Source organism: Kitasatospora phosalacinea (assembly GCF_000716545.1).
GTDB classification, from domain to species: Bacteria; Actinomycetota; Actinomycetes; order Streptomycetales; family Streptomycetaceae; genus Kitasatospora; species Kitasatospora phosalacinea.
Genome location: NZ_JNWZ01000044.1, coordinates 13,151 through 36,905, shown reverse-complemented (window position 1 = coordinate 36,905; position 23,755 = coordinate 13,151). Strand labels below are relative to the sequence as shown.

At 77.1% G+C, this 23,755-nt stretch carries 12 protein-coding genes; 9 read left to right on the top strand and 3 right to left on the bottom strand.

What is annotated here, in order from left to right:
* Positions 1 to 31: 31 nt before the first annotated feature.
* Positions 32 to 3,712, top strand: a complete 3,681-nt coding sequence (locus OO48_RS21740; RefSeq protein WP_033218837.1) for a DUF4132 domain-containing protein — start codon at positions 32 to 34, stop codon at positions 3,710 to 3,712.
* 61 nt (positions 3,713 to 3,773) lie between these two features.
* On the opposite strand, the gene OO48_RS21735 is transcribed toward OO48_RS21740, so the two are convergent.
* Positions 3,774 to 4,469 (bottom strand): maleylpyruvate isomerase family mycothiol-dependent enzyme, encoded by a 696-nt coding sequence (locus tag OO48_RS21735; protein WP_033218836.1) that lies wholly within the window; start codon positions 4,467 to 4,469, stop codon positions 3,774 to 3,776.
* A gap of 93 nt (positions 4,470 to 4,562) precedes the next feature.
* Here OO48_RS21735 and OO48_RS21730 point away from each other — a divergent pair, with 93 nt between their 5' ends.
* From OO48_RS21730 to OO48_RS21720, 3 genes are all read left to right on the top strand, one after another.
* Positions 4,563 to 7,970: a DUF4132 domain-containing protein gene (locus tag OO48_RS21730; protein ID WP_051732440.1), complete on the top strand. Its 3,408-nt coding sequence runs from the start codon at positions 4,563 to 4,565 to the stop codon at positions 7,968 to 7,970.
* 672 nt (positions 7,971 to 8,642) lie between these two features.
* Positions 8,643 to 9,752 (top strand): hypothetical protein, encoded by a 1,110-nt coding sequence (locus tag OO48_RS21725; protein ID WP_033218835.1) that lies wholly within the window; start codon positions 8,643 to 8,645, stop codon positions 9,750 to 9,752.
* A gap of 99 nt (positions 9,753 to 9,851) precedes the next feature.
* Positions 9,852 to 13,220: a DUF4132 domain-containing protein gene (locus tag OO48_RS21720; RefSeq protein WP_033218834.1), complete on the top strand. Its 3,369-nt coding sequence runs from the start codon at positions 9,852 to 9,854 to the stop codon at positions 13,218 to 13,220.
* A gap of 60 nt (positions 13,221 to 13,280) precedes the next feature.
* On the opposite strand, the gene OO48_RS39300 is transcribed toward OO48_RS21720, so the two are convergent.
* Complete coding sequence (locus OO48_RS39300) at positions 13,281 to 14,066, bottom strand: GNAT family N-acetyltransferase (protein WP_033218832.1); 786 nt, start codon at positions 14,064 to 14,066, stop codon at positions 13,281 to 13,283.
* Between the two features lie 262 nt (positions 14,067 to 14,328).
* Between OO48_RS39300 and OO48_RS21710 the strand changes: the two genes are divergently transcribed.
* Genes OO48_RS21710 through OO48_RS21700 form a run of 3 tightly spaced genes read left to right on the top strand, consistent with a single transcriptional unit; the run spans position 14,329 to position 21,238 of the window.
* Complete coding sequence (locus tag OO48_RS21710) at positions 14,329 to 15,423, top strand: AAA family ATPase (RefSeq protein WP_033218830.1); 1,095 nt, start codon at positions 14,329 to 14,331, stop codon at positions 15,421 to 15,423.
* Positions 15,423 to 19,127: a DUF5682 family protein gene (locus OO48_RS40025; RefSeq protein WP_245194746.1), complete on the top strand. Its 3,705-nt coding sequence runs from the start codon at positions 15,423 to 15,425 to the stop codon at positions 19,125 to 19,127. The genes OO48_RS21710 and OO48_RS40025 overlap by 1 nt, the downstream gene beginning before the upstream one ends.
* Positions 19,124 to 21,238: a hypothetical protein gene (locus tag OO48_RS21700; protein WP_033218828.1), complete on the top strand. Its 2,115-nt coding sequence runs from the start codon at positions 19,124 to 19,126 to the stop codon at positions 21,236 to 21,238. Before OO48_RS40025 ends, OO48_RS21700 begins: the two co-directional genes overlap by 4 nt.
* Positions 21,239 to 21,346: 108 nt before the next feature.
* On the opposite strand, the gene OO48_RS35305 is transcribed toward OO48_RS21700, so the two are convergent.
* Positions 21,347 to 21,766: a hypothetical protein gene (locus OO48_RS35305; protein ID WP_051732437.1), complete on the bottom strand. Its 420-nt coding sequence runs from the start codon at positions 21,764 to 21,766 to the stop codon at positions 21,347 to 21,349.
* Positions 21,767 to 22,013: 247 nt separating this feature from the next.
* Between OO48_RS35305 and OO48_RS21690 the strand changes: the two genes are divergently transcribed.
* Both OO48_RS21690 and OO48_RS21685 read left to right on the top strand, forming a co-directional pair.
* A complete protein-coding gene (locus tag OO48_RS21690; RefSeq protein WP_033218827.1) occupies positions 22,014 to 22,433 on the top strand; it encodes a YciI family protein in 420 nt (139 codons plus the stop codon).
* A complete protein-coding gene (locus OO48_RS21685) occupies positions 22,433 to 23,752 on the top strand; it encodes an RNA polymerase sigma factor (protein WP_106970380.1) in 1,320 nt (439 codons plus the stop codon). The genes OO48_RS21690 and OO48_RS21685 overlap by 1 nt, the downstream gene beginning before the upstream one ends.
* Positions 23,753 to 23,755 lie beyond the last annotated feature (3 nt).

The window sequence follows — 23,755 nt, the reverse complement described above, 5'->3', positions numbered from 1 at the left end:
GTGGCCGGTCGGTTCGGGTCTGGAGGGGCGAGTGCGGCGCTGGGAGCTGGTCGGCGGCGGTTCGGCGAAGTTCTGGGAGGCCGGGGCCGACGGCGCCTCGGTGCGGGTGCGGTACGGGCGGATCGGCACCGAAGGGCGGCTCCAGGTCAAGGAGTTGGCCGATGCGGCGGCGGCCGGGGCGCACCTGGCGAAGCTGGTCGCGGAGAAGGAGCGCAAGGGGTACCTGGCGGTGGGCGAAGGCGCTCCCGCGGCTGTCGCACCCGTCGGGACCGCGCCCGTCGCGGACGTACCCGCTGTGGACGTGCCCGCTGTGGACGTGCCTGCTGTGGACGTACCGGCCGCGGCCGCGTCCGTCGCGCCTCCCGCGCTCCCGGACGAGGACGTGTTCGTGCTGCCCGAGGTCTGGCGTCCGCTGGTGCTGCCGCGCCGCCGTGGCGGGGTGCCGGTGCCGCTGCCCGGGGCGTGGCCGGTGGTGGACGCGGCGGAGGTGGCCGCGCTGGAGGCCCGGCGGGTGGCCGAGCGGCGCGAGGCGATCGAGCAGGTGCTGACCGCCCCGGAGTCCGAACCGGGGCCGGTGGCCGCCGTCCGGGCGTACCTGGGCGGGGCACCGGACGCGGCGGGCCTGGCGGCCGTCAGCGCGATGATCCGGCAGCCGGGCGAACGGGACTGGCTGGAGCGGGAGTTCGAGGGCTGGCGGGCGCGCTTCGGCCTGGGCACCGCGGTGCGGGCCGCGCTGGCCTCCATGGAGGTGAACACCGAGTGGGTGCAGCCGGACCGGTGGCGCGCCAGGCTGGTCGCACTCGATCTGGAAGGGGCGGGCTACCACTCTGTGGCGCACCAGTTCCGGCTGCTGGCGGTCGCCCGGCGGGCCCTGGCCGCCGCGGACGGGGCCGAATACGCGTCCGTGCTGGAGGAGTTGGCCCAGCTGCGAGCCACCACGCCGCTGCGTCGGGCGGTGACCGCGTACCTGGTGCCGGAGCGGCCGGACTGGGTGGACGAGTGCCTGGCCGAGGCGTCGGTGTACGGGCCGAGGAGCGCCCAGGTGCTGCGCACGCTGCTGCTGTCCGCGCTCGGCAGCGCGGAGCAGGTGGAGCGGTTCGGGCCGACGGACATCAGGTCGTACCTGCACTGGGACCACCAGGTGGTGGCCACCCTCGCCGACGGGGTGGGGCCGGCCGCCGGACGGCTGGTGGCGGGTGCGCTGGACTGGCAGACGGTGGGCGAGGCGATGCGCCGGTACGCCGATTACCTGGCCGAGTTCCCGACCGACGAGGCGATGGCCGGGCTGGTCGGCCGGGTCACCGACAAGCACGTCCGTCCGGCGCTGCTGGTGGCGGCGGAGCGCTACCCGGTGCGGGCGGTGCGCGTCCTGTCGGAGGCCGCGCGGCGACCGGGGGCCGACGCCCGTGCGGCCCGGCAGTTCCTCAACGGGCAGGTGGCGGGGTTGCGTTCGCGGCTGCCCGAACTCCTCCCCCGACTGGACGAGGAGACCGCGGCGTTCGTGCTCTCCCTGGACGGCGCGCGGGAGCCGCTGCCCGAGGCCGGGCCCGAACTGCTGCCCGCGCTGCTGGTCGACCCGCCGTGGGAGCGGGCGCGCAGCGCCCGCGAGCCCAGGACGCTGACCGGCGCCACCGCCGACGACGGCCCGGAACTTCACTGGCTGGAAGGTGAGTTGGAGCGTTTCGCGGACGACTCCGCCCGCCGCTGGGAGTTCCCGGCGGACATCGACTGGGTCGCGGTGGCGAACCGGGCCCGGTCGGAGCCCTCGGTCTGGCAGCGCTGCCGGGTCCTGGCGCAGGGGCCGGCCGAGGTGGTGGCCCCGCTCCTGGAGTCCTGGCACCCCCAGGCGCTGGTGGACGGCGACGAGTCACTGCTGCGGCCGGTGCTGGCGAAGTACGGCACGGCCGCGCTGCGGCTGCTGCACGGCCCGGCGCTGGCCCGCCCGGCGCAGACCGCGCCCGTGCTGCTGCCGGTGCGGGACGCGACCGTGGCGGGCGTGATGGCGGATGCCCTGCTGCGGCTCAAGTCCGTTCAGCCGGTGGCCCGTTCGTGGTTCGCCCGGCACGGGGTGGCAGGCGCGCTGCTGCTGGTGCCGGCGGCGGTCGGCAAGGCCGGGCGGGCCCGGTCGGCGGCGGAGAACGCGCTGCGGCTGGTCGCGGCGGAGCAGGGTGCGCGGGCGCTGCTCGCAGCGGTGGCCGAGCGCCACGGCGACGAGGTCGCCGGGGCGGTCGCGGACGTGCTCGGCGCGGACCCGCTGGAGGCCGCGCTGCCGCCGAAGCTGCCCGCGTTCCCGGCCTGGCTGCGGGTCGGGGCGCTGCCGCAGGTGCTGCTGGCGGACGGGGGCGGCGCGCTGCCCCAGCCGGCCGTGCGCAACCTGGTGACGATGCTCCAGGTGGGCAAGGTGCACGAGCCGTACCCGGGCCTGGCGGCGGTCGCGCCGGCGCTGCGGGCCGACACGCTGACGGCGTTCGCCTGGGCGGTGTTCGAGGAGTGGTGGCAGGCCGGGATGCCCTCGCCGGACGGCTGGGCCCTGCACGCGCTCGGCGTGCTCGGCGACGACGGCACCGCCCGCCGGCTGGCCCCGATGGTGCGCGAGTGGCCGGGCCAGAGCGCCCACCAGCGGGCGGTGGAGGGCCTGGAGGTGCTGGCCGCGATCGGCACCGACACCGCCCTGGTGCAGTTGCACGGCATCGCCCAGCGGGTGAAGTTCAAGGCGCTGAAGGCCCGGGCCCAGGAGAAGATCGCCGAGATCGCCGGGACGCTGGGCCTGACGGCCGAGCAGTTGGCCGACCGCCTGGTGCCCGACCTGGGCCTGGACGCCGACGGCAGCACCGTCGTCGACTACGGCTCCCGGACGTTCACCGTCGGCTTCGACGAGCAACTGCGCCCGTACGTGCGGGATCAGGACGGCAAGCGGCGCAAGGACCTGCCCGCGCCCGGCGCCAAGGACGACCCGGAGCTGGCCCCGGCCGAACGCAAGCGGTTCGCCGCGCTGAAGAAGGACGTCCGCGCCCTGGCGGCCGACCGGATCACCCGCCTGGAGACCGCCATGGTCACCGAACGGACTTGGAGCGCGGGCGAGTTCACCGAGCTGCTGCTCGGCCACCCGCTGCTGGTCCACCTGGTGCGCCGGCTGGTCTGGACGGCCGACGGCACCGCCTTCCGGGTCGCCGAGGACAACACCCTCGCCGACCTCGACGACAAGGCGTACGCCCTGCCCGGGGACGCCACCGTCCGGCTGCCCCATCCGCTGCGCCTGGGCGCGGACCTGGCGGCCTGGGCGGAGCTGTTCGCGGACTACGAGATCGTCCAGCCGTTCCCGCAACTGAGCCGCCCGGTGGCCGCGTTCACCGAGGAGGAGGCCGGCGGGCACCGGCTGCGCCGGTTCGAGGGGCACACCGTCCCGGTCGGGCGGCTGCTCGGGATGACCGGGCGGGGCTGGCTTCGCGGCCAGCCGCAGGACGCGGGCGTGGAGCGCTGGTTCCACAAGCCGCTGCCGGACGGCCGACACCTGGTGCTCGCGCTCGACCCGGGCATCGCGGTGGGCATGGTCAACGAGTTCGGCGAGCAGACCTTCACCACGGTGTGGCTGGACGACGCGCCGGGCGACTACTGGCCGAACCGCCGCCGGAGCCGCGGGCCGCTGGCCGACCTGGACGCCGTCACCGCCTCCGAACTGCTGAGGGAACTCCAGGAGTTGACCGCGCACTGAACCGCGCACCGAACCGCGCGGGGGCGGGCCGCCGGTCGGCGGCCCGCCCCGCGGGCCGGTCTCAGGGCACCAGCGGCCCGGCCAGCACGCCCAGGCCCGCAGCGCGGTCCCCCGTCCAGGTCAGCGCCTCGGTCTCGCGCGGCTTGCGGCCCCACAGCACCAGCAGCAGGTCCTCGGCGGTGCCGGAGACCTCCGCGACCGGTTCGCCGGGCCCGTACGTCCAGGAACGGCCGCAGTCGGTGGCGGTGAGCCGGACGGCCCGCTCGGGGGCGGTGGCCGCGCCCCGGGCTATCATGCGGGCCGCCATGGTGTCGAAGACCTCGGCGACGCCGTCGGCGGCGAGTTCCGCGTCGATCGGCTTCGCCGCACCGAGCGCGTGGCCGGCGTCCCAGCGGTGCACCAGCGTCTCCTGGGTGCGGCGGCGGCGCCAGAAGCCGACCGTGTGCGGCGGGGCGATCGTCCACGCCTCGGTGGCGGGGTCGACCGACAGGGCCTCCACCAGCGCGTCCGCCGTCTCGGCGTACCAGGCCCTGATCGCGGCCGGGTCGCCGGGCGCGGCGCTCTCGTCGTACCTGTCGCCGCGCCCCTCCCGGACCGCCGAGACGACCCACAGGTTGCCCGCGCCCATGTGCCCGGCCAGGTCCGCCAGCGTCCAGTCGCCGCAGTGCTCGACCGGGGCCGTCAGGTCGCCGTCCAGCAGTGCGCCGAACTCGTCGAGTTCGCGCCTGAGTTCCACCAAGTAATCCGTGTAGTCCACCGCGCCAAGATACCTCCCCGGGCGGCGTTGTCCCCGGGCCTGGCTAAGGTCGGGCCCGGCCGGTACCGGCCGTTCGAGGATGCGGAGGAACGAGTGCGACACGGGGGACGATTCGACGGAACCGGCGGGCCGGGCGGGCTCGACGGACCGGGCGGGCTCGACGGGCCCGCCGAGCTGCCGGACGAGGACGCCTTCGTCCTGCCGGAGGCCTGGCGCCCGCTGGTGGCGCCGCTCCGCCGGGGCGGGGTGCCCGTACCGGCGGCGGCGGACCGGCCCGCGGTGGATCCGGAGGAGGCGTACCAGCGGGAGGTGCGGGCGGTGGACGAGCGGGCGGAGGGCATCGAACGGGTGCTGGCCGACGAGCTGTCCGACCCCGGGGCGGTGGCCGCCGCCTGCACGTACCTGAACGGGGAGGGGTGGGACGCGCTCGGGGCGGCGCTGACCGCCCGGATGCTCCGGCGGTCGGCGGAACCGGACTGCCTGCGGCGGGAGTTCGAGGACCGGGTGGCCTGGGCCGGACTGTCGTTCCAGGTCCGGGCCGTCCTGGCCGGCTTCGAGGCGGACCTCGCCTGGAACGGCGACCACCACCGGCTGGCCGTCCTGGACCTGGAGAGCGACGACTACTTCGACCTGAGCGCCCAGTACGGTCTGCTGGCGCTCGCCCGGCAGGCCCTGGCCGAGGCGCCCGAGGACGAATACGCCTGCCTCGTCGATGAGTTGGCGCAGCTGCGGACCACGCCGGTGCTGCGCGCGGCCGTCGCGCAGCTGGTGCCGGAGCGGGTCGACTGGGTGGACGAGTGCCTGGCCGAACTGCCCGCCGACCACAGCCGGACGGCCCGCGTGCTGCGCACGCTGCTGCTGCCCGCGCTCGGCAGCGCCGAGCAGGTGGCGCGGTTCGGGCCCGGGAACGACGGTTCGCTGCACCACTGGTCGCCCGGGCTGGTGGCCACCCTCGCTGACCGGGCCGGTCCGGCGGCGGCGCCGCTGCTGGCGGGCGTGCTGAACCGGTACGCCTACGGCGAGCGGGAGCGCGAATTCGCCGAGATGCTGGCCGAGTTCCCGACCGACGAGGCGATGGCCGGACTGGTCGGGCTGCTCGGCCGGCCGTACGTCCGCGGCATCCTGCTGGCCGCGGCGCAGCGCTTCCCCGTGCGAGCGGCGCGCGTGCTGTCGGCGGCCGCGCGGGTCGGCGGCGAGAAGGGGGCGGCGCCCCGGGAGCTGCTCAACCAGCACGCCGCGCTGTGGCGTTCGCGGCTGCCGGAGATCCTGGACCGGTTGGACGCGCAGAGCGCGGCGTACGTCCGCTCGCTGGAGGGCGCGCGGGAGCTGCTGCCCGAGGCGCCGCCGCGGGCACTGCCCGCGCTGCTGGCCGACCCGCCGTGGGAACTCCCTCGCACCGCCCGCAAGCCGGTGGCGCTGACCGGCCTCACCGCCGACCGGACTCCCCGACTGGTCTGGCGGGAAGGCGAGTCGGAGTCGTTCGCGGCCGATGACGACCCGTACTGGCGGTACCCGGCGGACACCGACTGGACGAAGGCCGCCGAACAGCTGCCGCCCGAACGCTTCGACTGGCAGGCGGCCCGGCTGCTGGCCTGGGGTCCGGCCGAGCTGGTGACGGGCCTGCTGGAGAGCTGGCAGCCGCCGGAGTACCTGAGCGGCGGCGCCCACCTGAGGCAGGTGCTGGGCAAGTACGGGACGGCGGCGCTGCGGCTGCTGCACCTCGCCGCCCGGGACAGGCCGGCGGACGTCGCCCCGGTCCTGCTGCCGGTGCTGGACGCGCGGACGGCGGCCCTGATGGCGCGCGCCCTGCTGCGGTTGAAGCCCGTCCAGCCGGTGGCCCGGTCGTGGTTCGCCCGGCACGGGGTGGCGGGCGCGCTGCTGCTCGTCCCGGACGCGGTCGGCAAGGCCGGTCCGGAGCGGCGGGCCGGGGAGCACGCGCTGCGCCGGGTCGCGGCCCGCGAGGGGGCGGAGGTGCTGCTCGCGACGGTGGCCGAGCGCTACGGCGAGCGGGCCGGGGCGGCGGTCGCGGACGTGCTCGGCACCGGCGGCCTGGTGCGCGCGCTGCCCGCCCGGATGCCGGAACCACCGGCGTGGCTGCGGCCGGAGGTGCTGCCGCAGGTGCTGCTGGCGGACGGCGGCGGCGCGCTGCCGCCGGCGGCGGTGCGCAACCTGCTGGCCATGCTGCAGCTGGGCAAGCCGCGCGAGCCCTACCCGGGCCTGCCGCTGGTCGTGCGGGCGCTGCGGGCCGACACGGCGGCCGCGTTCGCCTGGGCGGTGTTCGAGGAGTGGCGGCACGCGGGGACACCGCCCAGGGACAGTTGGGCGCTGCACGCGCTCGGCGAGCTCGGCGACGACGGCACCGCCCGCCGGCTGCCCCCGGTGCTGCCCCGGCTCTCCCACCAGCGCGCGGTGGACGGCCTGGACGCGCTGGTGTCCATCGGCAGCGTCGACGCCCTGGCCCAGTTGCACGGCGTCGCCCGGACCGCGGGATCCGAGGCGCTCCGGATCCGGGCGTGGGAGCGGGTCGACGCGATCGCCGAGTCGATGGGCCTGACGTCCGAGCAGCTCGCCGACCGCCTGGTGCCCGACCTGGGCCTGGACGCCGACGGCACCGCCGTCGTCGACTACGGCGCACGGACGTTCACCGTCGGCTTCGACGAGCAGCTGCGGCCGTACGTGCTGGACGCGGCGGGCAAGCGGCGCGCGAACCTGCCCCCGGCCGCGGCCAAGGACGACCCGGAGCTGGCGGCCGCCGGGCGCAGGCGGTTCACCGCGTTGAAGAAGGACGTCCGGGTCTTCGCCGCCGAGCGGACCGCCCGGCTGGAGGCCGCGATGGTCGCCGAACGGTCCTGGAGCGCGGCCGAGTTCACCGAGCTGCTGGCCGGTCACCCGCTGCTCGGCCCGCTGGCCCGCCGACTGCTCTGGACGGCCGACGGCACCGCGTTCCGGATCGCCGAGGACCGCAGCCACGCCGACGTCCACGACGCGCCGTTCGCGCTGCCCGGGGGCGCCGCCGTCCGACTGGCCCACCCGCTGCACCTGGGTGCGGACCTGGCGGTCTGGACGGAACTGTTCGCGGACTACGAGATCATCCAACCGTTCCCGCAACTCGCCCGCCGGGTGTGCGCGTTGACGGAGCAGGAGGCGGCCGGGAACCGGTTGCGCCGGTTCGAGGAGCGCACCGTCTCCGTCTGGCGGCTGCTCGCGCTGGCCCGGCGCGACTGGCAGCACGACGACCCGGGGTTCAGCCGTGGCGGCGTGGCGGGCTGGTTCTCCAAGCCGCTACCGGACGGCCGTCACCTGGTGCTGGAACTCGACCCCGGCGTCCAGGTGCACTCCCCCGCCGAGGCGGTCGAGCAGCGGCTCACCGCGGTGTGGCTCGACACCTGCCCCGGCCCCCGTTCCTCGGTGGAGGAGCCGGACGGCGAACGGTTCGGCACGCTGACCCCCGTCGTCGCCTCCGAACTCCTGGCCGACCTGGAGGAGTTGACGTCCCACTGACCGCACTGACCACACTGGTCACGCTGGTCGCGCGGCCGGAGACGGCGGGCACCGGGCACCCCGCCGTGCTCCGGGAGCCGGCCCGGCCGCGGACGCCCGCCGCGCCGGGCGGTCGGTTCCGGCCGCCCCGGCCGCGCGGCTCCGGCGGCCTGCCGGGGCGGGGCGCGGCGGGTGGGGCGGCCGGTGGGGGCGCCGGGGCGGGACGGGGTGGCGGGCTCCGTGGGGCGGGTGCGGGATCGGCCGGGATCCGCCGGGTCCGGACCCGCCGGGGGGCTGGGCGGCCGGGGTCCGGCGCTCCTACCATGTGAGTCGCCGCCGGGCCCGGACCCGGGGCAGCGGCCGCCCGCGGCCGGGCGCCGTTGCAGCCGGCGTCGATCGGACCGCACCGGGCGCCTCGGGTTCCAGTGACCGCGCCCGGGTTCCACCGCGCACCGCGGCGTCCTCGCGGTGACGTCGGGCTCCCCGCTCCGAACCGTTCGACCCGCCCGGCCCCGGACCCGGCACGCACCGGGCCCGGCACCCGTCAGCACGGCACGCACCGGCACGGCACGCACCGGCACGGCGGACAGCCGGCCCGGCGCGGGCCCGGTGCGGGTGCGGCCGGGCGGGAGTTCCCAGCGCACGCCCAGCACCCAGTCGGCACCCGTCCTCACCACCCTGGGGGTCACGCCCATGCCCGTCCGCTCCGCCGCGCCCCCGCGCGGCTCCTTCCGTCTCGTCCCGCTCGTCCTGGCCCTGCTGGCCGCCCTGCTGGCGGTGGCCGTCCCGGCGGCCGCCCCGGCGCACGCCGCGGTGCCCGACCGGTGGGGCTTCGCCTACCTGGACAACCCGACACCGCCGCCGGGCTACGCCCCCGATCCCTCGCGCCAGTGGGGCAGTTGGGCCTCCCCGGCGTCCAACCCGGTCAAGGTCGACCAGACCGGCGCGGGCACGTACACGGTGCACTTCCCGCTGATCGGCGGCGGCTCGGGCGGGGTCGCGCACGTCACCGCCGTCAACCGCACCGGCACCTGGTGCCAGGTTCAGGGCTGGGGTGCCGTCGGCACCGGGCTGGACGTCAAGGTGGCCTGCTACAACCCGGCCGGGGCGCCCGCGAGTTCGCCGTTCACGGTGCTGTTCAGCAGCAGCACCGGCACGCCCCCGCCGCCCGGCGGCGACTACGGCTACCTGTACTCGCTGCCCTCCGGCGCGCTGCTCTCGCAGTACAACTCCGCCGGCGGGGCGAACCTGTCCAGCCACGGTTCGACCGGCCTGTGGAAGGCCTGGCTGCCCGGCCTGGGCTCCTCGGTCGAGGTCGGCGACGTGCAGGTCACGGCGGTCGACGCGGTGCAGGGCGCCCGCTGCAAGGTCGCGGGCTGGTACCCGTCGAGCACCGGGCAGACCTTCCTGGTGGCCTGCTTCGACGCGGCCAACGCGCCGTACGACACCGCCTGGACGCTCAGCTACTCGGTGAAGCGGGCCGTGCACGGGCCCGCGTACCCGCCGAAGTCCTTCGGGTACCTCTGGTACAACGGCGCGGTGCCGGCCGGGACGAACTTCAACTCGGCGGGCGGCACCAACACGCTGAGCGTCGGCGTCCCGTCCGCGGTGCTGATGCCGGGCGTGGCCGTCCCGTCCGACCACGCGCAGGTCACCGCGTACGGCAACGGCCCCGGCTGGTGCCAGCTGGCGCTGCCCTGGACGCGCAGCTCGGGCACGGTGAAACTCGCCCCGCTGTGCTTCAACCCCGGCGGCTCGCCGGTGTCGGCGCCGTTCCTGCTGGCGTACACCTCGGCGTTCTGACGCACCGTCACCATCCGCCCCGACCCTGCCGGTTCCGGCGGTGTCGGGGCACCTGGCTAGGGTGGGGCGGTGATCGTCCATCGGGGTGCGGGAGGCGCGGTGCGGCAGGGGGAACCGGTCGGCGGGGGGTCGGAGGAGGACGCGTTCGCGTGGCCGGCGGCCTGGCACTCGCTGGTGCTGCCGCGGCGCGGCGGCGGCGCGTCCTCGCCGGCGGCGTGGCCGGGCCCGGCGGCGGTGGCCGCCGAGGACGCGCTGATCGACGGGCACCGGGACTGGTTCGACCGGGTCTGCGCGGCCGGCGACTCGGCCCCGGAGCTGGTCCGGGCCGCCCGGGCGTACCTGGGCGGCGCTCCGGACGCGCTGGGCGCGGCCGCCGTCGCCGCGATGCTGCCCCCGCTGTACGAGGAGGGCGCCGCGGGCGGGGCGGTGCTGGTGGACGCCTGGACGGCACGGCACGGCCTGGCGTTCGCCGCCCGCGCCGCCGTCGCGACGCTGGAGGTCGACTTCTGGCGCTCCGCGCCCGGCTACGCCGCCCCGTGCCTGATGGCGGCCAACTCCGGCTCGCACGGCTACGGCGCCGAACAGGCCAAGGCGCTGTGCCGGGCCCGGCACCTGCTGTCGGTCGCCGACGAACCCGCCCACCTGGAGGCCCTGGCGGCGGTCGGGGCGGAGCGGTCGGGCGGGTTCCTGCGGCGGGTGGGCGGCGCGTACCTGTTCCCGACGGCGCCCGGCTGGGTGGACGCCTGGATCGACGAACTGCCGCGCTGGCAGAGCGGGCCGCTGCGGTCGCTGCTGGTGGCCTCGCTGGGCAGCCGGGCGCAGGTCGAGCGGCTGGTGCCCGTCCTGGATTCGTACCAGTGGTCGGCGGAGTCGGCGGCGACCGCCGCGGACGGTCTCGGGACGGACGCGGTGCCGCTGCTGGCCGGGGCGCTGCGCCGGCTCGACAGCGGTGAGGCGGCGCACCGGCTGGCCGAGCTGATCCTGGAGTTCCCCGGCGACGAGGCGTTCGGGGCGCTGCTGGGGCGGGTGGACGACAGGTCGGTGGCGCCGGTGCTGTGGCGGGCGGCGGAGCGCTACCCGGTGCGGGCGCTGCGCCTGTTGGCGGCGGCCGCCCGGGACGACGGGGTCACCGCGCGCCACCTGCTGGACCGCCTCCTGCGCTCGTTCGCCGGCAAGTCGGAGGAGGTGCTGTCCCGGCTCGACCCGGCGACGGCCGCCTTCGTGCGCGCGCTGCCCGCCGCGGGCCCGGCCGCCCCGGAGGCCGGGGAGCGGGAGTGGCCCGCCGTGCTGGCGTCCCCGCCGTGGGAGCGGCCCCGCCCGACCGGGCGGCCGGTGGTGCTGGAGCTGCCCGCCGACGAGTCGTCCGCGCTGTGCTGGCAGGAGGGCGAGCGGGAGTCCTGGACGGCGGAGGCGCGCGAGTCCCACGACTGGCGGGTCCACCCCGAGGACACCGACTGGGCCGTGTTCGCGCCGGAGGCGTTCCGGACCGCCCGGAGCTTCGTGACGGCCTGCCGGCTGCTGTGGCAGGCCCCGGTGGAGGTGATGTCCCCGCTGCTGCCGGAGTGGCGGCCGCCGGAGCTGTACCACGGGCTGGACGTGCTGCGCCCGGTCGTCGCCAAGTACGGCCCGGCGGCCGTGCCGGTGGCGCTGCACACCGCCCGGATGCGGCCCGCGCAGCTGGCGCCGCTGCTGCTGCCGGTGCTGGACGTGGCGGCGGCCCGGCTGATGGCGCAGGGCCTGTCCACCCGCAAGTCCGTCCGTGCCACGGCCCGTTCGTGGTTCGCCCGGCACGGGGTGGCGGGCGCGCTGCTGCTCGTCCCGGACGCGGTCGGCAAGGCGGGCCCGGCCCGGACGGCGGCCGGGCAGGCGCTGCGGCTGGCCGCCGGGCGGCACGGGGCCGGGGCGGTGACGGCGGCGGCCGCCGGGCGGTACGGGGAGCGGGCGGCGGAGGCCGTCGCGGCGGTGCTGGCCGTCGATCCGCTGGTGGAGGCGCTGCCCGCGCGGCTGCCGCGGCCGCCGTCGTGGCCGGCCGTCGAGCTGCTGCCGCCGCTGCCGCTGCGCTCCGGGGCGGTGCTGCCGGAGCCGGCGGTGCGCCGGGTGCTGACCATGATGGCGTTGGCGAAGGCGGGCACCCCGTACCCGGGGCTGGCGCTGGTCGCCGAGGAGTGCGCGCCCGGCGCGTGGGCGGCGTTCTGCTGGGCGGTGTTCGAGGAGTGGCGGCTGGCCGGGATGCCCGCCGAGGAGAGCTGGGCGCTGACCCAGCTCGGCGTTTTCGGCGACGACGGGACGGCGCGCCGGCTGGCCCCGCTGCTGCGGCAGTGGCCGCGCCAGAAGGCCGCCCGGTGGGCGAACGAGGGCCTGGACGTGCTGGCGGCGATCGGCACGGACGTCGCGCTGGGGCAGTTGCACGGCATCGCGCAGCGGGTGCGCCAGCACGCGGTCCGGGTCCGCGCTCAGGAGAAGATCGCCGAGATCGCCCTCGAACTGCGCCTGACACCGGAGCAGTTGGCCGACCGCCTGGTGCCCGACCTCGGGCTGGACGCCGACGGGACCACCCGGCTCGACTACGGCCCGCGCTCGTTCACCGTCGCCCTGGACCCGCAGCTGCGGCCGTACCTGGTGGACGGGTCGGGCAAGCGCCGGACGGCCGTGCCCGCGCCCACCGCGAAGGACGACCCGGAGCTGGCGCCCGCCGCCCGCAAGCGCTACGCCGCGCTGAAGAAGGAGCTGCACGCCGTCGGGGCCGAGCAGATCGCCCGGCTGGAGACCGCCATGGTCGCTCAACGCGCCTGGAGTGCGGCCGAGTTCACGTCGCTGTTGCTGGCGCACCCGCTGCTCGGGCAGCTCACCCGCCGGCTGCTGTGGACGGCCGAGCAGAACAGCGGCCCGGACGCCGACGGCCGCACCGCCTTCCGGGTCGCCGAGGACCGCACCTTCGCCGACGTCCGCGACGAGCCTTTCGCCCTGCCCGCGGACGCGGTCGTCCGGCTCGCCCACCCGGCCCTGCTGGGCGGCGACCTGGCACCCTGGGCGGAGCTGTTCACCGACTACCTGGTCATCCAGCCGTTCCCGCAACTCGGCCGTCCGGTATGCGCGTTGACGCCCGGCGAGCGGGCCGTGGACCGTCTGGAGCGGTTCGAGGGACGCACCGCCGGGGCCGAGGCGCTGCGGGCCCTGGTCCGGCGCGGGAGCGGCTGGGCGATCAGCGACCCGGACCAGGACGGGCTCCGGCGGTTCGTCTACCGGCGCCTGCCGGGCGGCCTGCGGCTGAGCGCCACGCTCGACCCGGGCCTGCACGACGACCCGGGCAGCACGCGGCCCGAACAGGCCGTGCGGGAGGTCTGGCTGGGCACCCGCCCGGGCGAGTACCGCCCGGGCGGCAGCCACCGCCGCTCCTTCGCCGAGCTGGACGCCGTCACCGCCTGCGAACTCCTCGCCGACCTGGGGGAGTTGACTGGCGCCGCCTGACCTCCGCCGCCCGCCGCCGCCGACGCCGACCGTCGCGCCTCCCGCGTACCGGCCGGCCGCTCAGCCCAACGGGAGCGCGTAGACCGGCTCCTGCCCGTAGACCGCGAACCCGGCCTTCCGCAAGGTCGGCCCCGAGGTGCGCGGATTGCCCTTCACCAGGGCCATCCGCGCGCCGTGCGCCACCGCGTAGCGCAGCCGCGCCTCCAGCAGCGCCCGGTACACCCCGCACCCCCGCCGGGCCGGGACGACCACACCGCCGGTCAGCCGGGCCACCCCGTCCACCACCTGCACCCCGCCCGTCCCGGCCGGTTCGCCGTCCACGTAGGCGATCAGCCGCCCGCCCCGGCCCGCCGGGACGTCCCGCGCGCCCCGGGCCGCGACGTCCTCGATCCGCGCGGCGGGCGGGAGCGCACCGCCGAAACCGGTCACCTCGACCTCCGCGCCGTCCCGCGCCGTCGCACCGTCCACCGCCCAGCGCAACTCCGTCCCCACCGCCGGCGGACGCAGCGCCGGCGCGCCGCCGGACAGGTCCGCGGCCAGGATCTCCAACCCGATCTTGACCCGCCCGCCCCGCGCCGCCAGCTCCTCCCCCAGCCCTTCCGGGTCCCCCAGCAGCACCTGCCAGTCCAACACCGGCGCCCCGAGCGTCCGGGCCCGCGCCAGCACCGCCTCCACGGCCCCGCCTAACGGCCCCACCGCCCGGAAGGACACCACCGACAGGTCGAACGGGTAGTAGTCGGGCAGCCGCAGGATCGTGTACCCCTCCCCCGCGACGACCTCCGCGTCGTCCGGCATCCACACCCAGGCCGCCCCGGCGGCGGCGACCTCGTCGATCGATAGGCTCATCCGCCCAACCTAGCCACCGCCGGGACGCGGTTCGCCCGCCGTTGCAGAACCATGACGGTCTTCACGCCCCCTCCACCGGCGCCACCGCCCGCCCCGCCGGTCAGCCGGGGTGTCGGTGGGGCGAGCTACGTTGCGGGGGCGGTGGGACGGTCGGCCGGGGCGGGAGCCCGGGCACGGGTGGTCCGTGGGGGGTTGAGAGGATCGCTCCCGTCGGCCGCGAGCGTGCCGATGCCAGTGCCCCGTCTGCCCCGAGGATTGTGCGATGTCCGTTTCGACCCCCGTCCGTACCGACATGCAGCGGCCGCCCGCCGAGGTGCGTTTCGCGGGGGAGCTGGCGGTGTTGCGGGAGGGGGACACCGATCCGCGGCCGCCGGGGTGGGAGTTGAGCCTGCGAGCGGCGCGGCGGTTCGTGGTGGGGGACGAACGGGCCGGGATCAGCCGGAAGTTCGTGGGGAACGCGGCGCTGGTGGAGCGGGCGCTGGTGACGTTGGCGACGGACCGCGGGCTGATGCTGGTGGGTGAGCCGGGGACGGCGAAGTCGCTGCTGTCGGAGCTGATCGCGGCGGCGGTCAGCGGCACGTCCACGCTGACGGTGCAGGGCGGGGCGGCGACCACCGAGGACCAGATCAAGTACGGCTGGAACTACGCGCTGCTGGTCTCGGAGGGCCCCTCCACGCGTTCGCTGGTGCCCGCGCCGATGCTGAAGGGCATGGCGCGGGGGAAGGTCGTCCGGTTCGAGGAGATCACCCGCTGCCCGCTGGAGGTGCAGGACTGCCTGCTCTCGCTGCTGTCCGAACGGGTGCTGGCGGTGCCGGAGTTGGAGGGACCGGAGGGCATGGTCTTCGCGGCCGCCGGGTTCAACGTGATCGCCACCGCGAACACCAGGGACCGCGGCGTCAACGAGATGAGCGCCGCGCTCAAGCGCCGCTTCAACTTCGAGACGGTCTTCCCGATCGCCGACTTCGACACCGAAGTCGCCCTGGTGGAGGCCGAGTCGGCGGCACTGCTGCGCCGCTCGGGCGTCGAGCCGGCCCCGGACCGGGACCTGCTGGAGGTGCTGGTGGCGACCTTCCGGGCGCTGCGCTCGCCGGACGGCGCGGGGCGGGGCGCGTCCTCGGCGGTGCTGAGCACCGCCGAGGCGGTGTCGGTGGCGCACGCGGTCGGGGTGCGCGGCTGGTTCCTGCGCCAGGAGCCGGGCAGCGCGGCCGACCTGGTGACCTGCCTGGCCGGCACCGCCGCCAAGGACGACCCGGAGGACCTGGCCCGGCTGCGGCGCTTCCTGGAGCAGCAGGCCGAGCGCCGCAAGGGCGGCCGCTGGCGCGAACTGTACGACGCCCGCCACCTGTTGGCCGACTGATGGCACGGACCGCACCGCATCCGGAGGCGGTGTTCCTGGGCGTGCGGCACCACTCGCCGGCCTGCGCGGCGCTGGTGGCGCGCACCATCGCGGAGTTGCGGCCCGCGCACGTGCTGGTCGAGGGCCCGGCCGACCTGAACCCGCGGCTGGACGAGCTGCTGCTCGGCCACGAGCTGCCGGTCGCGGTGTTCAGCCACTACCGGGACGAGGAGCGGACGGCGACGTCCTGGGCGCCGCTGTGCGAGTACTCGCCGGAGTGGGTGGCGCTGACCGAGGGCCGGGCGGCGGGCGCGCAGGTGCGCTTCGTCGACCTCCCGGCCTGGCACCCGGCGTTCACCGACCGGGCCCGCCCGCTGGCCAACCGGTTCGCGGACGCGGAGGCCCGGTACGCGCGGGCCACCGATCGGCTGTGCGAGGCGTTCGGGACGGACTCGCCGGACACCCTGTGGGACGGCCTGGTCGAGCTGCCCGACCCGGAGGGCCTGGCCGAACGGCTGGACGCCTACTTCGCGTTGGTGCGCGGCGACGCGGCCGCGGACGAGGGCGACGCGGCCCGCGAGGCGTACATGGCGCGCTGGGTGCGGGCCGCGCTGGCGCGGGGCGACGGACCGGTGCTGGTGGTCACCGGCGGCTTCCACGCGCCCGCGCTGCGCGCCCTGACCGCGTCCCGCTCGCCCGAGCACGGCTCGCCCGAGGGCGGCCGGCCCGAGGGCGGTTCACCCGAGCACGGCTGGCCCGAGGTCCCGCAGCCGCCGGCGGGCTCGGTCGGCGGGAGCCACCTGGTGCCGTACTCCTTCCGGCAGTTGGACGCGTTCGGCGGCTACCAGTCCGGCATGCCCTCCCCCGGCTACTACCAACTGCTGTGGGAGCGCGGCGCGCAGGGCGCGGCGGACGGCCTGACCGAGGAGGTGGTGCGGCGGCTGCGAGCGGCCTCGGTGCGGGTGTCGACGGCCGACCTGATCGCGGCCCGCACCCTCGCCGAGGGCCTGGCGGCGATGCGCGGGCACCGGACGCGTTCGCGCGCCGACGTGCTGGACGGCCTGGTCTCGGCGCTGGTCGGCGAGGCGCTGGAGGAGCCACTGCCGTGGCAGGTGCGCGGGCGGCCGACGACCGGCACCGACCCGCTGGTGCGGGCACTGGTCGAGGCGGGCACCGGCGACCGGCTCGGCCGGCTGCACCCGGACACGCCCGCGCCGCCGCTGGTCCACGACGTGGCGGCCGAACAGGCCCTCTGCGGTGTCGAGTCGGACTCCCGGGCGACGGCCGACCTGACCGATCCGGCGGGGCTGCGGCGCAGCCGCTTCCTGCACCGGCTGCGGGTGCTGGACGTGCCCGGGCACGTCCGGGAGAGCGGGCCGACCGGTGGTGGCGACCCGGTGTTCACCGAACGCTGGGTCCCGTCACCGCCCGGTCGGGCGCACCGGCGCGACGCCGCGCTGATCGAGGCCGGCGCGTACGGGGCCCGGCTGTCCGACGCGGCGGCCGCGGCCCTGGCCGAGCGGGCCCGGGACGCGGGCACCGACCCGGCGGCGCTGGCCGGGTTGCTGTTCGACGCCGTCCTGTGCGGGGTCGGCGCGCTGGCCGACGAACTCCTCGACACGCTCACCGAGCGGATCGGCCGCGTCCCCGAACTCGGCGCGGTCGGCGAGGTGCTGGCCACCACCCTGGACCTGTGGCGGCACGACCGGGTGTACGGCGTGGCGGCCGATCCGCGACTGGCCCGCCTGGTCGACGCCGCCCTGCACCGCGTCCTGTGGCTGGCCGAGGGCCTGCACGGCGGGGGCGGCGTCGACCACGCCCGCCTGCGCGCCGCCGTCGCGGCCCGCGACGCCCTGCGCCACGCCGCCCCCGTCCTCACCCTCCCCCGCCCCGCCGCCCTCGCCACCGCCGCCCGCGTCGCCGGCGACCCCGCCGCGCCCCCGGACCTGCGCGGCGCCGCCCTCGGCCTGCACTGGTCGCTGACCGCGGGCGACGCCCCGACGGCGGCGCCCCGCCACGGATCCGGACACGGACCCGGACACGGACCCGGGGCCGGGAGCGAGGCGGCCGCCCGACAGGCGGGGGCGTTGGCCGGGGAGCCGGAGCGGTTGGGTGACTGGCTGGCGGGGCTGTTCGTGCTGGCCCGCGAGCAGTTGACCGGACCGGCTCTCGACACCGTCGGTGACACGTCGCTGTTCGACGCGCTGGACTCGATCGTCATCGGTCTGCCGCCCGCCGAGTTCCTGCACGGGCTGCCCGCGCTGCGCCAGGCGTTCGGCTACTTCCCGCCGCGCGAGCGCGAACGGATCGCCCAGCGCCTGCTGGCCCGTCGCGGCCGCACCGGCTCGGCCCGCGGCCTGCTGCGCACCACCGCCGACCCGGCCCTGCTGGCCCGGGCCGCCGGCCTGGAGCTCGCCGTCACCGACCTGCTGGACCGCCACGGCCTCGCCCCGGCGCCCCCGGCACCCCCGACTCCAACGTCCCCCGCCGCAACCGACGCCACCTCGGCCGACACCGACCCGTCCGACGCCGACCCGTCCGACGCCGTCCCGGCCGCCACCGCACCCGGCGGAGCCCCGGACCTCGCGCCGCTCCCCGACGAGGGCCTGGAACGCTGGCGGCTGATCCTCGGCGCGGCCGCCGAGCGCTGCACCGGCGGGCTCGGGAGGCGCGCTGCCGCGCAGGACGCCGCGCTGGAGTGGCTGTACGGGCGCGACCCGGGCGCGAGCCGGCGCGGGGTGCGCCGAACGGGCGGCAGCGGCTCGCGCGGCGGCAGCGAGGCGTCCCGGGTGACGCCGGTGGACTGGCTGGAGGACGTGCACCGGCTGTTCCCGAAGGAGACCGTGGAACGGCTGGAGCGGGACGCGGTGGAGCGGTACGGCATCGACGAGATCGTCACCGATCCGGAGGTGCTGTCCCGGGTGGAGCCGAGCCCGGCGCTGCTGCGCGCCGTGCTGCGCACCAAGCACCTGATGAACACCGAACTCCTCGCCCTCGCCCGCAGGTTGGTCGAGTCGGTGGTGCGCGACCTGCTGTCCCGGCTGCGCCCCGAGGTGCGCCGGGCGTTCACCGGCGCGCGGGCACCGGGCCGCAGCCGGTTCGCGCTGGCCCGGAACTTCGACTTCCGTTCCACCGTGCGGGCCAACCTGGCGCACTACCAGCCGGAGCGGCGGCGGCTGCTGATCGAGCGCCCGTACTTCCACACCCGGACGCGGCGCAGCCTCCAGCAGTGGCAACTGGTGCTGCTGGTCGACCAGTCGGGCTCGATGCTCGGATCGGTGATCCACTCGGCGGTGACGGCGGCCTGCCTGTGGAACCTGCCGGGGCTGCGCACCCACCTGGTGGCGTTCGACACCTCGGTGGTGGACCTGACCGAGGACGTGTCGGACCCGGTCGAGCTGCTGATGCGGGTGCAGCTCGGCGGCGGCACCGACATCGCCAAGGCGGTGGACTACGGGGCCGGCCTGTTGGACAACCCGCGGCGCAGCATCGTGGTGCTGGTGTCGGACTTCTACGAGGGCGGCGACGCCGGGCGACTGCTGCGCGGGGTACGGAAGTTGGTGGAGCAGGGCGTCACGGTGCTCGGGCTGGCGGCGTTGGACGAGGAGGCTGATCCGGTGTACGACCGCGAACTGGCGGGCCTGCTGGTCGGGTTGGGCGCGCACGTGGGTGCGATGACGCCGGGCGAGCTGGCGGCGTTCGTGGCGGAGAAGGTGGGTCGGTGAGCGCGCCCCGGGCGGACCTGCTGGCGCTGGACGCCGACACGCTGGCGGCGCTGGCCAACCGCGGTCTGGTGAAGCGGGCCGCCCGCGAACTGGAGTCGGGCGCCGGTGCGTCGGTGGCGCTCGGCGCGGACGGCGAGGTGTCGGCGTCGTTCCCGGACGGCAGCCGGACGGCGCTGCCCGTCGGCGTGCCGCTGGAGGCGGGGACGTGCAGCTGCCCGGCGTCCGGGGTGTGCCGGCACCTGGTGGGCCTGGTCCTCGCCTACCAGGCCGAGGCCCGTTCGCAGGCCCCGGACCCGGAGCAGTCAGGCCCGGAGCAGTCGGACCCGGAGCGGCCGGGCCCGGCCCAGGGCCCGCGGGACCCGGCCGGACAGGCTCCGGAGGCGGCCCGACTCCCCTGGTCCCCGGCCGAGTTCGACGACGACGCGCTGCTGGCCGCGTTCGGCCGGCCGGCCCTGGCGGCGGCCCGGCGGGCGTGGGAGCGGGGGATGCGGGCGTCGGTGCAGCGGATGGACCCGGAGCACCCGGCGCCGTCGGTGGAGCTGCCGAGCTGCACCGTCCGCTTCCCCGTCCCGCACAGCCTGAACTTCGCGTTGAGCGGGGCGACTTCGGCCCGGCACGGCGAGCTGGTGACGCTCGCGGCCTGGGCGTTCCGGGCGGCCGACCAGGACGGCACCCCGTCGGGCGCGGTCCGCACGGTGGGCGGGGCCCGCACCCCCGGGAAGGCCGGAGCACCGGAGCGAGCCGGAGCGCCCGGGGAGGCCGGAGCGCCCGGGGAGGCCCGGGAGGCCGAACCGTCCGGCGGGACGCGGGTCGGGGCCGCGGATCCGATGGCGGCGGTGACGGCGCTCGTGGACGAGCTGCTGCGCACCGGCACGGCCCGCACCGGCCCGGTGCTGCTGGCACAACTGGCGCGCGTGGAGGCCGAGTTGGTCTCCGCCTCGGCGCACTGGCCGGCCGCCGCGGCCGCCGAGCTGCGGGCCCAGGCGGAGGCGTACGCGGCCCGGGACACCCGCTACGACCCGGACCGGGTCGCCGAGTTGCTGGCCGAACTGCTGGCCCGGGGGCGGGCGGCGGACCGGGCGCTGGCGCTCGGCAGCGGCGAGAGCGCCGTCACGCAGCTGCGCCGCACCCGGCTGGTCGCGCTGGGCTGCCGGATGTCCGGCCGGGGCGGGCGGGGGCGGAGCGCGGAGGTCTTCCTCGCCCAGCCGGACGCCGGGATCGCCCTGGTGCTGCGCAAGCAGTGGACCCTGGCCGAGGGCCAGGAGGCGACGGGCGCCGAGCTGGCGGGCCGGCGGCTGCTCGGGCACTCGGTGCGGGCGCTGGCGGGGGCGAACCTGGTCAGCGAGTCGGTCTCGCGCAGCGCGGGGCGCACCGTCACGGTGGAGCGCGGCCGGATCGCCTCGACCAGTGTCACGCCGCTCGGCGACGCCTGGGCGTCGCTGCCCGGGCCGCTGCTGCTGCACGACGCGGCGGCCCGGCTGCGCGCGCTGGGCGGGCGGCCGCCGCGGCTGGTGCGGCCGCGGATCGAGGCGGAGAACGCGCACGTACTGGCCGTCGCGGAGGTCGGCCCGCTGGGCTACGACCCGGCCCGGCAGCGGTTGGAGGCCACGGTGCGGGACGCGGCGGGGACGGCGGTGATGGTGTCCGCCGAGCACGACGTGCTCTGCCCGGGCCGGATCGACGCGCTGGCGGCGGCCCTGGAGTCCGGCACGGTGACCCACGTCAGCGGTCTGCTGGGTCAGGTGGCGGGCCGCCCGGCGCTCGACCCGCTGGCGGTGCGCACCGCCGCCGGGCTGGTCCACCCGGACTTGGCGGCCGAGGGCGACCCGCACCCGTTCGACGCCCTGCCGCCCGTCGCCACCGACCCGCTGACGGAGGCGCTGACCGCCGCCCGCACCGCCCTCGCCGAGCTGGCCCGCACCGGCCTGGAGTCCGCCCTGCCCCGGCAACTCGCCCCGACCGCCGCGCACGTGCGCCGCACCGGGCTGCGCACCGCGGCCGCCCTGCTGGACGCGCTGGGCGCCGACCCGACCCCGGCCCGCTGGGCGGACGCCGCGATCCACCTGCTGACCGCCCTCGACCTGCACCGGGAGGAGACCGGGCGGTCCTGAGACCGGACGGTCCTGAGCACCGGCGTCCCCGTCGGACGGGCGCGTAGTACAGGCCGCCCGAACGGTCACGGGAGGGGACCGGATGGCACTGCGCCCCGGAACGACGGCTCAGTACCGGGTGGCGGCCGGGGCGTGGCAGCGGGCGGCGGCGCCGTCGACCGAGTGGCCGACCTCGACCCGGTAGCCGCCGCTGTCGGGGGCGTAGCCGGTGAAGTCGACGGTCAGCAGGCTGGGGTGGCCGTCGATGGTGCGGGTGAAGCACAGGCCGCCGTCCGGCCCGTCCGCGCCGGGCCCCTGCTGCCAGCCGTCGGCGACGGCGGCGCGGTAGTGCTCCCGCACCTGCTCGCGCGCGCCGGGGTCGGCGTAGGAGCCGGTGTAGGTGCCGGCCGCGTACGCCCAGGGGACGCCGGAGTGGTCGTCGAAGCAGCCGGAGTCGGTGACCGGGCCGTGCGGTTCGCCCCGGACGTCGGGCTCGGGAGCGGGCACCGCGCCGGTGGGCGGGCGCAGGGCGGTGAGCGCCGCGTCCATGCTGCGCACCCGTTCGCCGGCGCCCCGGCAGCTGTGCCCGGGGGTGAGCCCGTCGAAGGCTCCGAAGGCGCACCTGCCGGAATGACCATCTGCCAGGAGTCCACCGACCGGCCGGACGCGCCCGCCCGACCGGTGTCCGGAAAAAAAGAGGCGAACATTTCCGTTCTCCGTGTCGATCCGGGCCCGCGCCGTTCGTCCTTGGGATAGAGAGGGTCGAGAGAAGGCCCCCGGAACGAGGAGCAGGGCGATGGCGAAGTACATGTTGATCATGCGGGCGACGGACGAGACGCTGGCGAAGATGATGGAGACGCCCTTCGAGGAGATGCTCGAAACCGTGGGCCGGTTCAACGAGGAACTGATCCGGGCGGGCGTGCTGATCGCCGCCGAGGGCCTGGACGACGCCTCCCAGGGCGTGGTGGTCGACTTCGCCGGCGAGACGCCGGTGGTCACCGACGGCCCGTACGGGGAGACCAAGGAGCTGTTCGGCGGGTTCTACCTGATCGACGTCGCCTCGAAGGAGGAGGCCGTGGAGTGGGCCAAGCGCCTTCCCGCGCTGCCGGGTTCGAAGTGCGAGGTGCGCCGGGTGCCGAGCATCGACGAGTTCCCGCAGGACAACGAGTGGATCGTCAAGGAGCGGGCCTGGCGCGAGCGGACCGGTCAGCTCTGATGCCGCCGACCGACGGCGACGGCCCGCCGGACCCCGGGGCGGTCACCGAACCGGCCCGGCGGGCCGTCGCGGCGGTCTGGCGGATCGAGTCCGCCCGGATCGTCGGGGCGCTGGCCCGCTACACCGGCGACTTCGCGCTGGCCGAGGACGTCGCGCAGGAGGCGCTGGCGCAGGCCCTGGTGGCCTGGTCGCGCGAGGGCGCGCCCGCCGATCCGGTGGGCTGGCTGCTGACGGCGGCCCGGCGGCGGGCGATCGACGCCTTCCGCCGCCGGGCGGCGCTGGACGAGCGCTACGCGCTGCTGGCGAACCGGCTGTCCGAGGGCGAGGCCGACGCGGGCGCGCCGCCCGGACCGACCGGGCCGGACGACCTGCCGTGGGACCCGGACCGGATCGACGACGACGTGCTGGCGCTGGTGTTCACCGCCTGCCACCCGGTGCTCTCGCCCGAGGCCCGGGTGGCGCTGACGCTGCGCGTGGTGAGCGGCCTGTCCAGCGAGGAGGTCGCCCGCGCCTTCCTGGTGCCGGTGCCGACCGTGCAGGCCAGGATCACCCGGGCGAAGAAGACCCTCGCCGCGGCCCGCGTCCCGTTCGAACTGCCGCCCGCCGAGGAGCGGCGGGCCCGGCTGGGCGCGGTGCTGAGCGTGCTGTACGTGGTGTTCACGGAGGGTTCGACGGCGACGGCGGGCGAGGACCTGCTGCGCCCCGACCTCGCCTACGAGGCGCTCCGGCTGGCCCGGACGCTGGCCGCGCTGCTGCCCGGCGAGCCCGAACCGCACGGTCTGCTGGCGCTGTTCGAGCTGACCGCCGCCCGCTTCCCGGCCCGCACCGGCCCGGACGGGGAGGCGGTGCTGCTGGAGGACCAGGACCGCGGCCGCTGGGACCGCCCGGCCATCCGCCGCGGCCTGGCGGCACTGGGCCGGGCCACCGCGGCGGGGCGCGGCCTGGGCCCGTACGGTCTCCAGGCGGCGATCGCGGCCTGCCACGCGGTGGCGCCCTCGGTGGCGGAGACCGACTGGGAGCGCGTCGTGCTGCTGTACGAGGCGCTGGGCCGGGTGGCGCCGTCCCCGGTGGTCGAGCTCAACCGGGCGGTGGCGGTCGCGATGGCGGGCGCCCCGGCCGAGGCGCTGGCCGTCGTCGACGAGCTGGTCGCCACCGACCGCCTGCCCGGCTCCCACCTGCTGCCGGGCGTCCGGGGCGAACTCCTCACCCGCCTGGGCCGCACCGCCGAGGCCCGCACCGAGCTCGAACTCGCCGCCCGCCTGTGCCGCAACGCCCGCGAACGCGCCGTCCTGCTCCGCAAGGCGGCCGCGCTGGGCTGACGG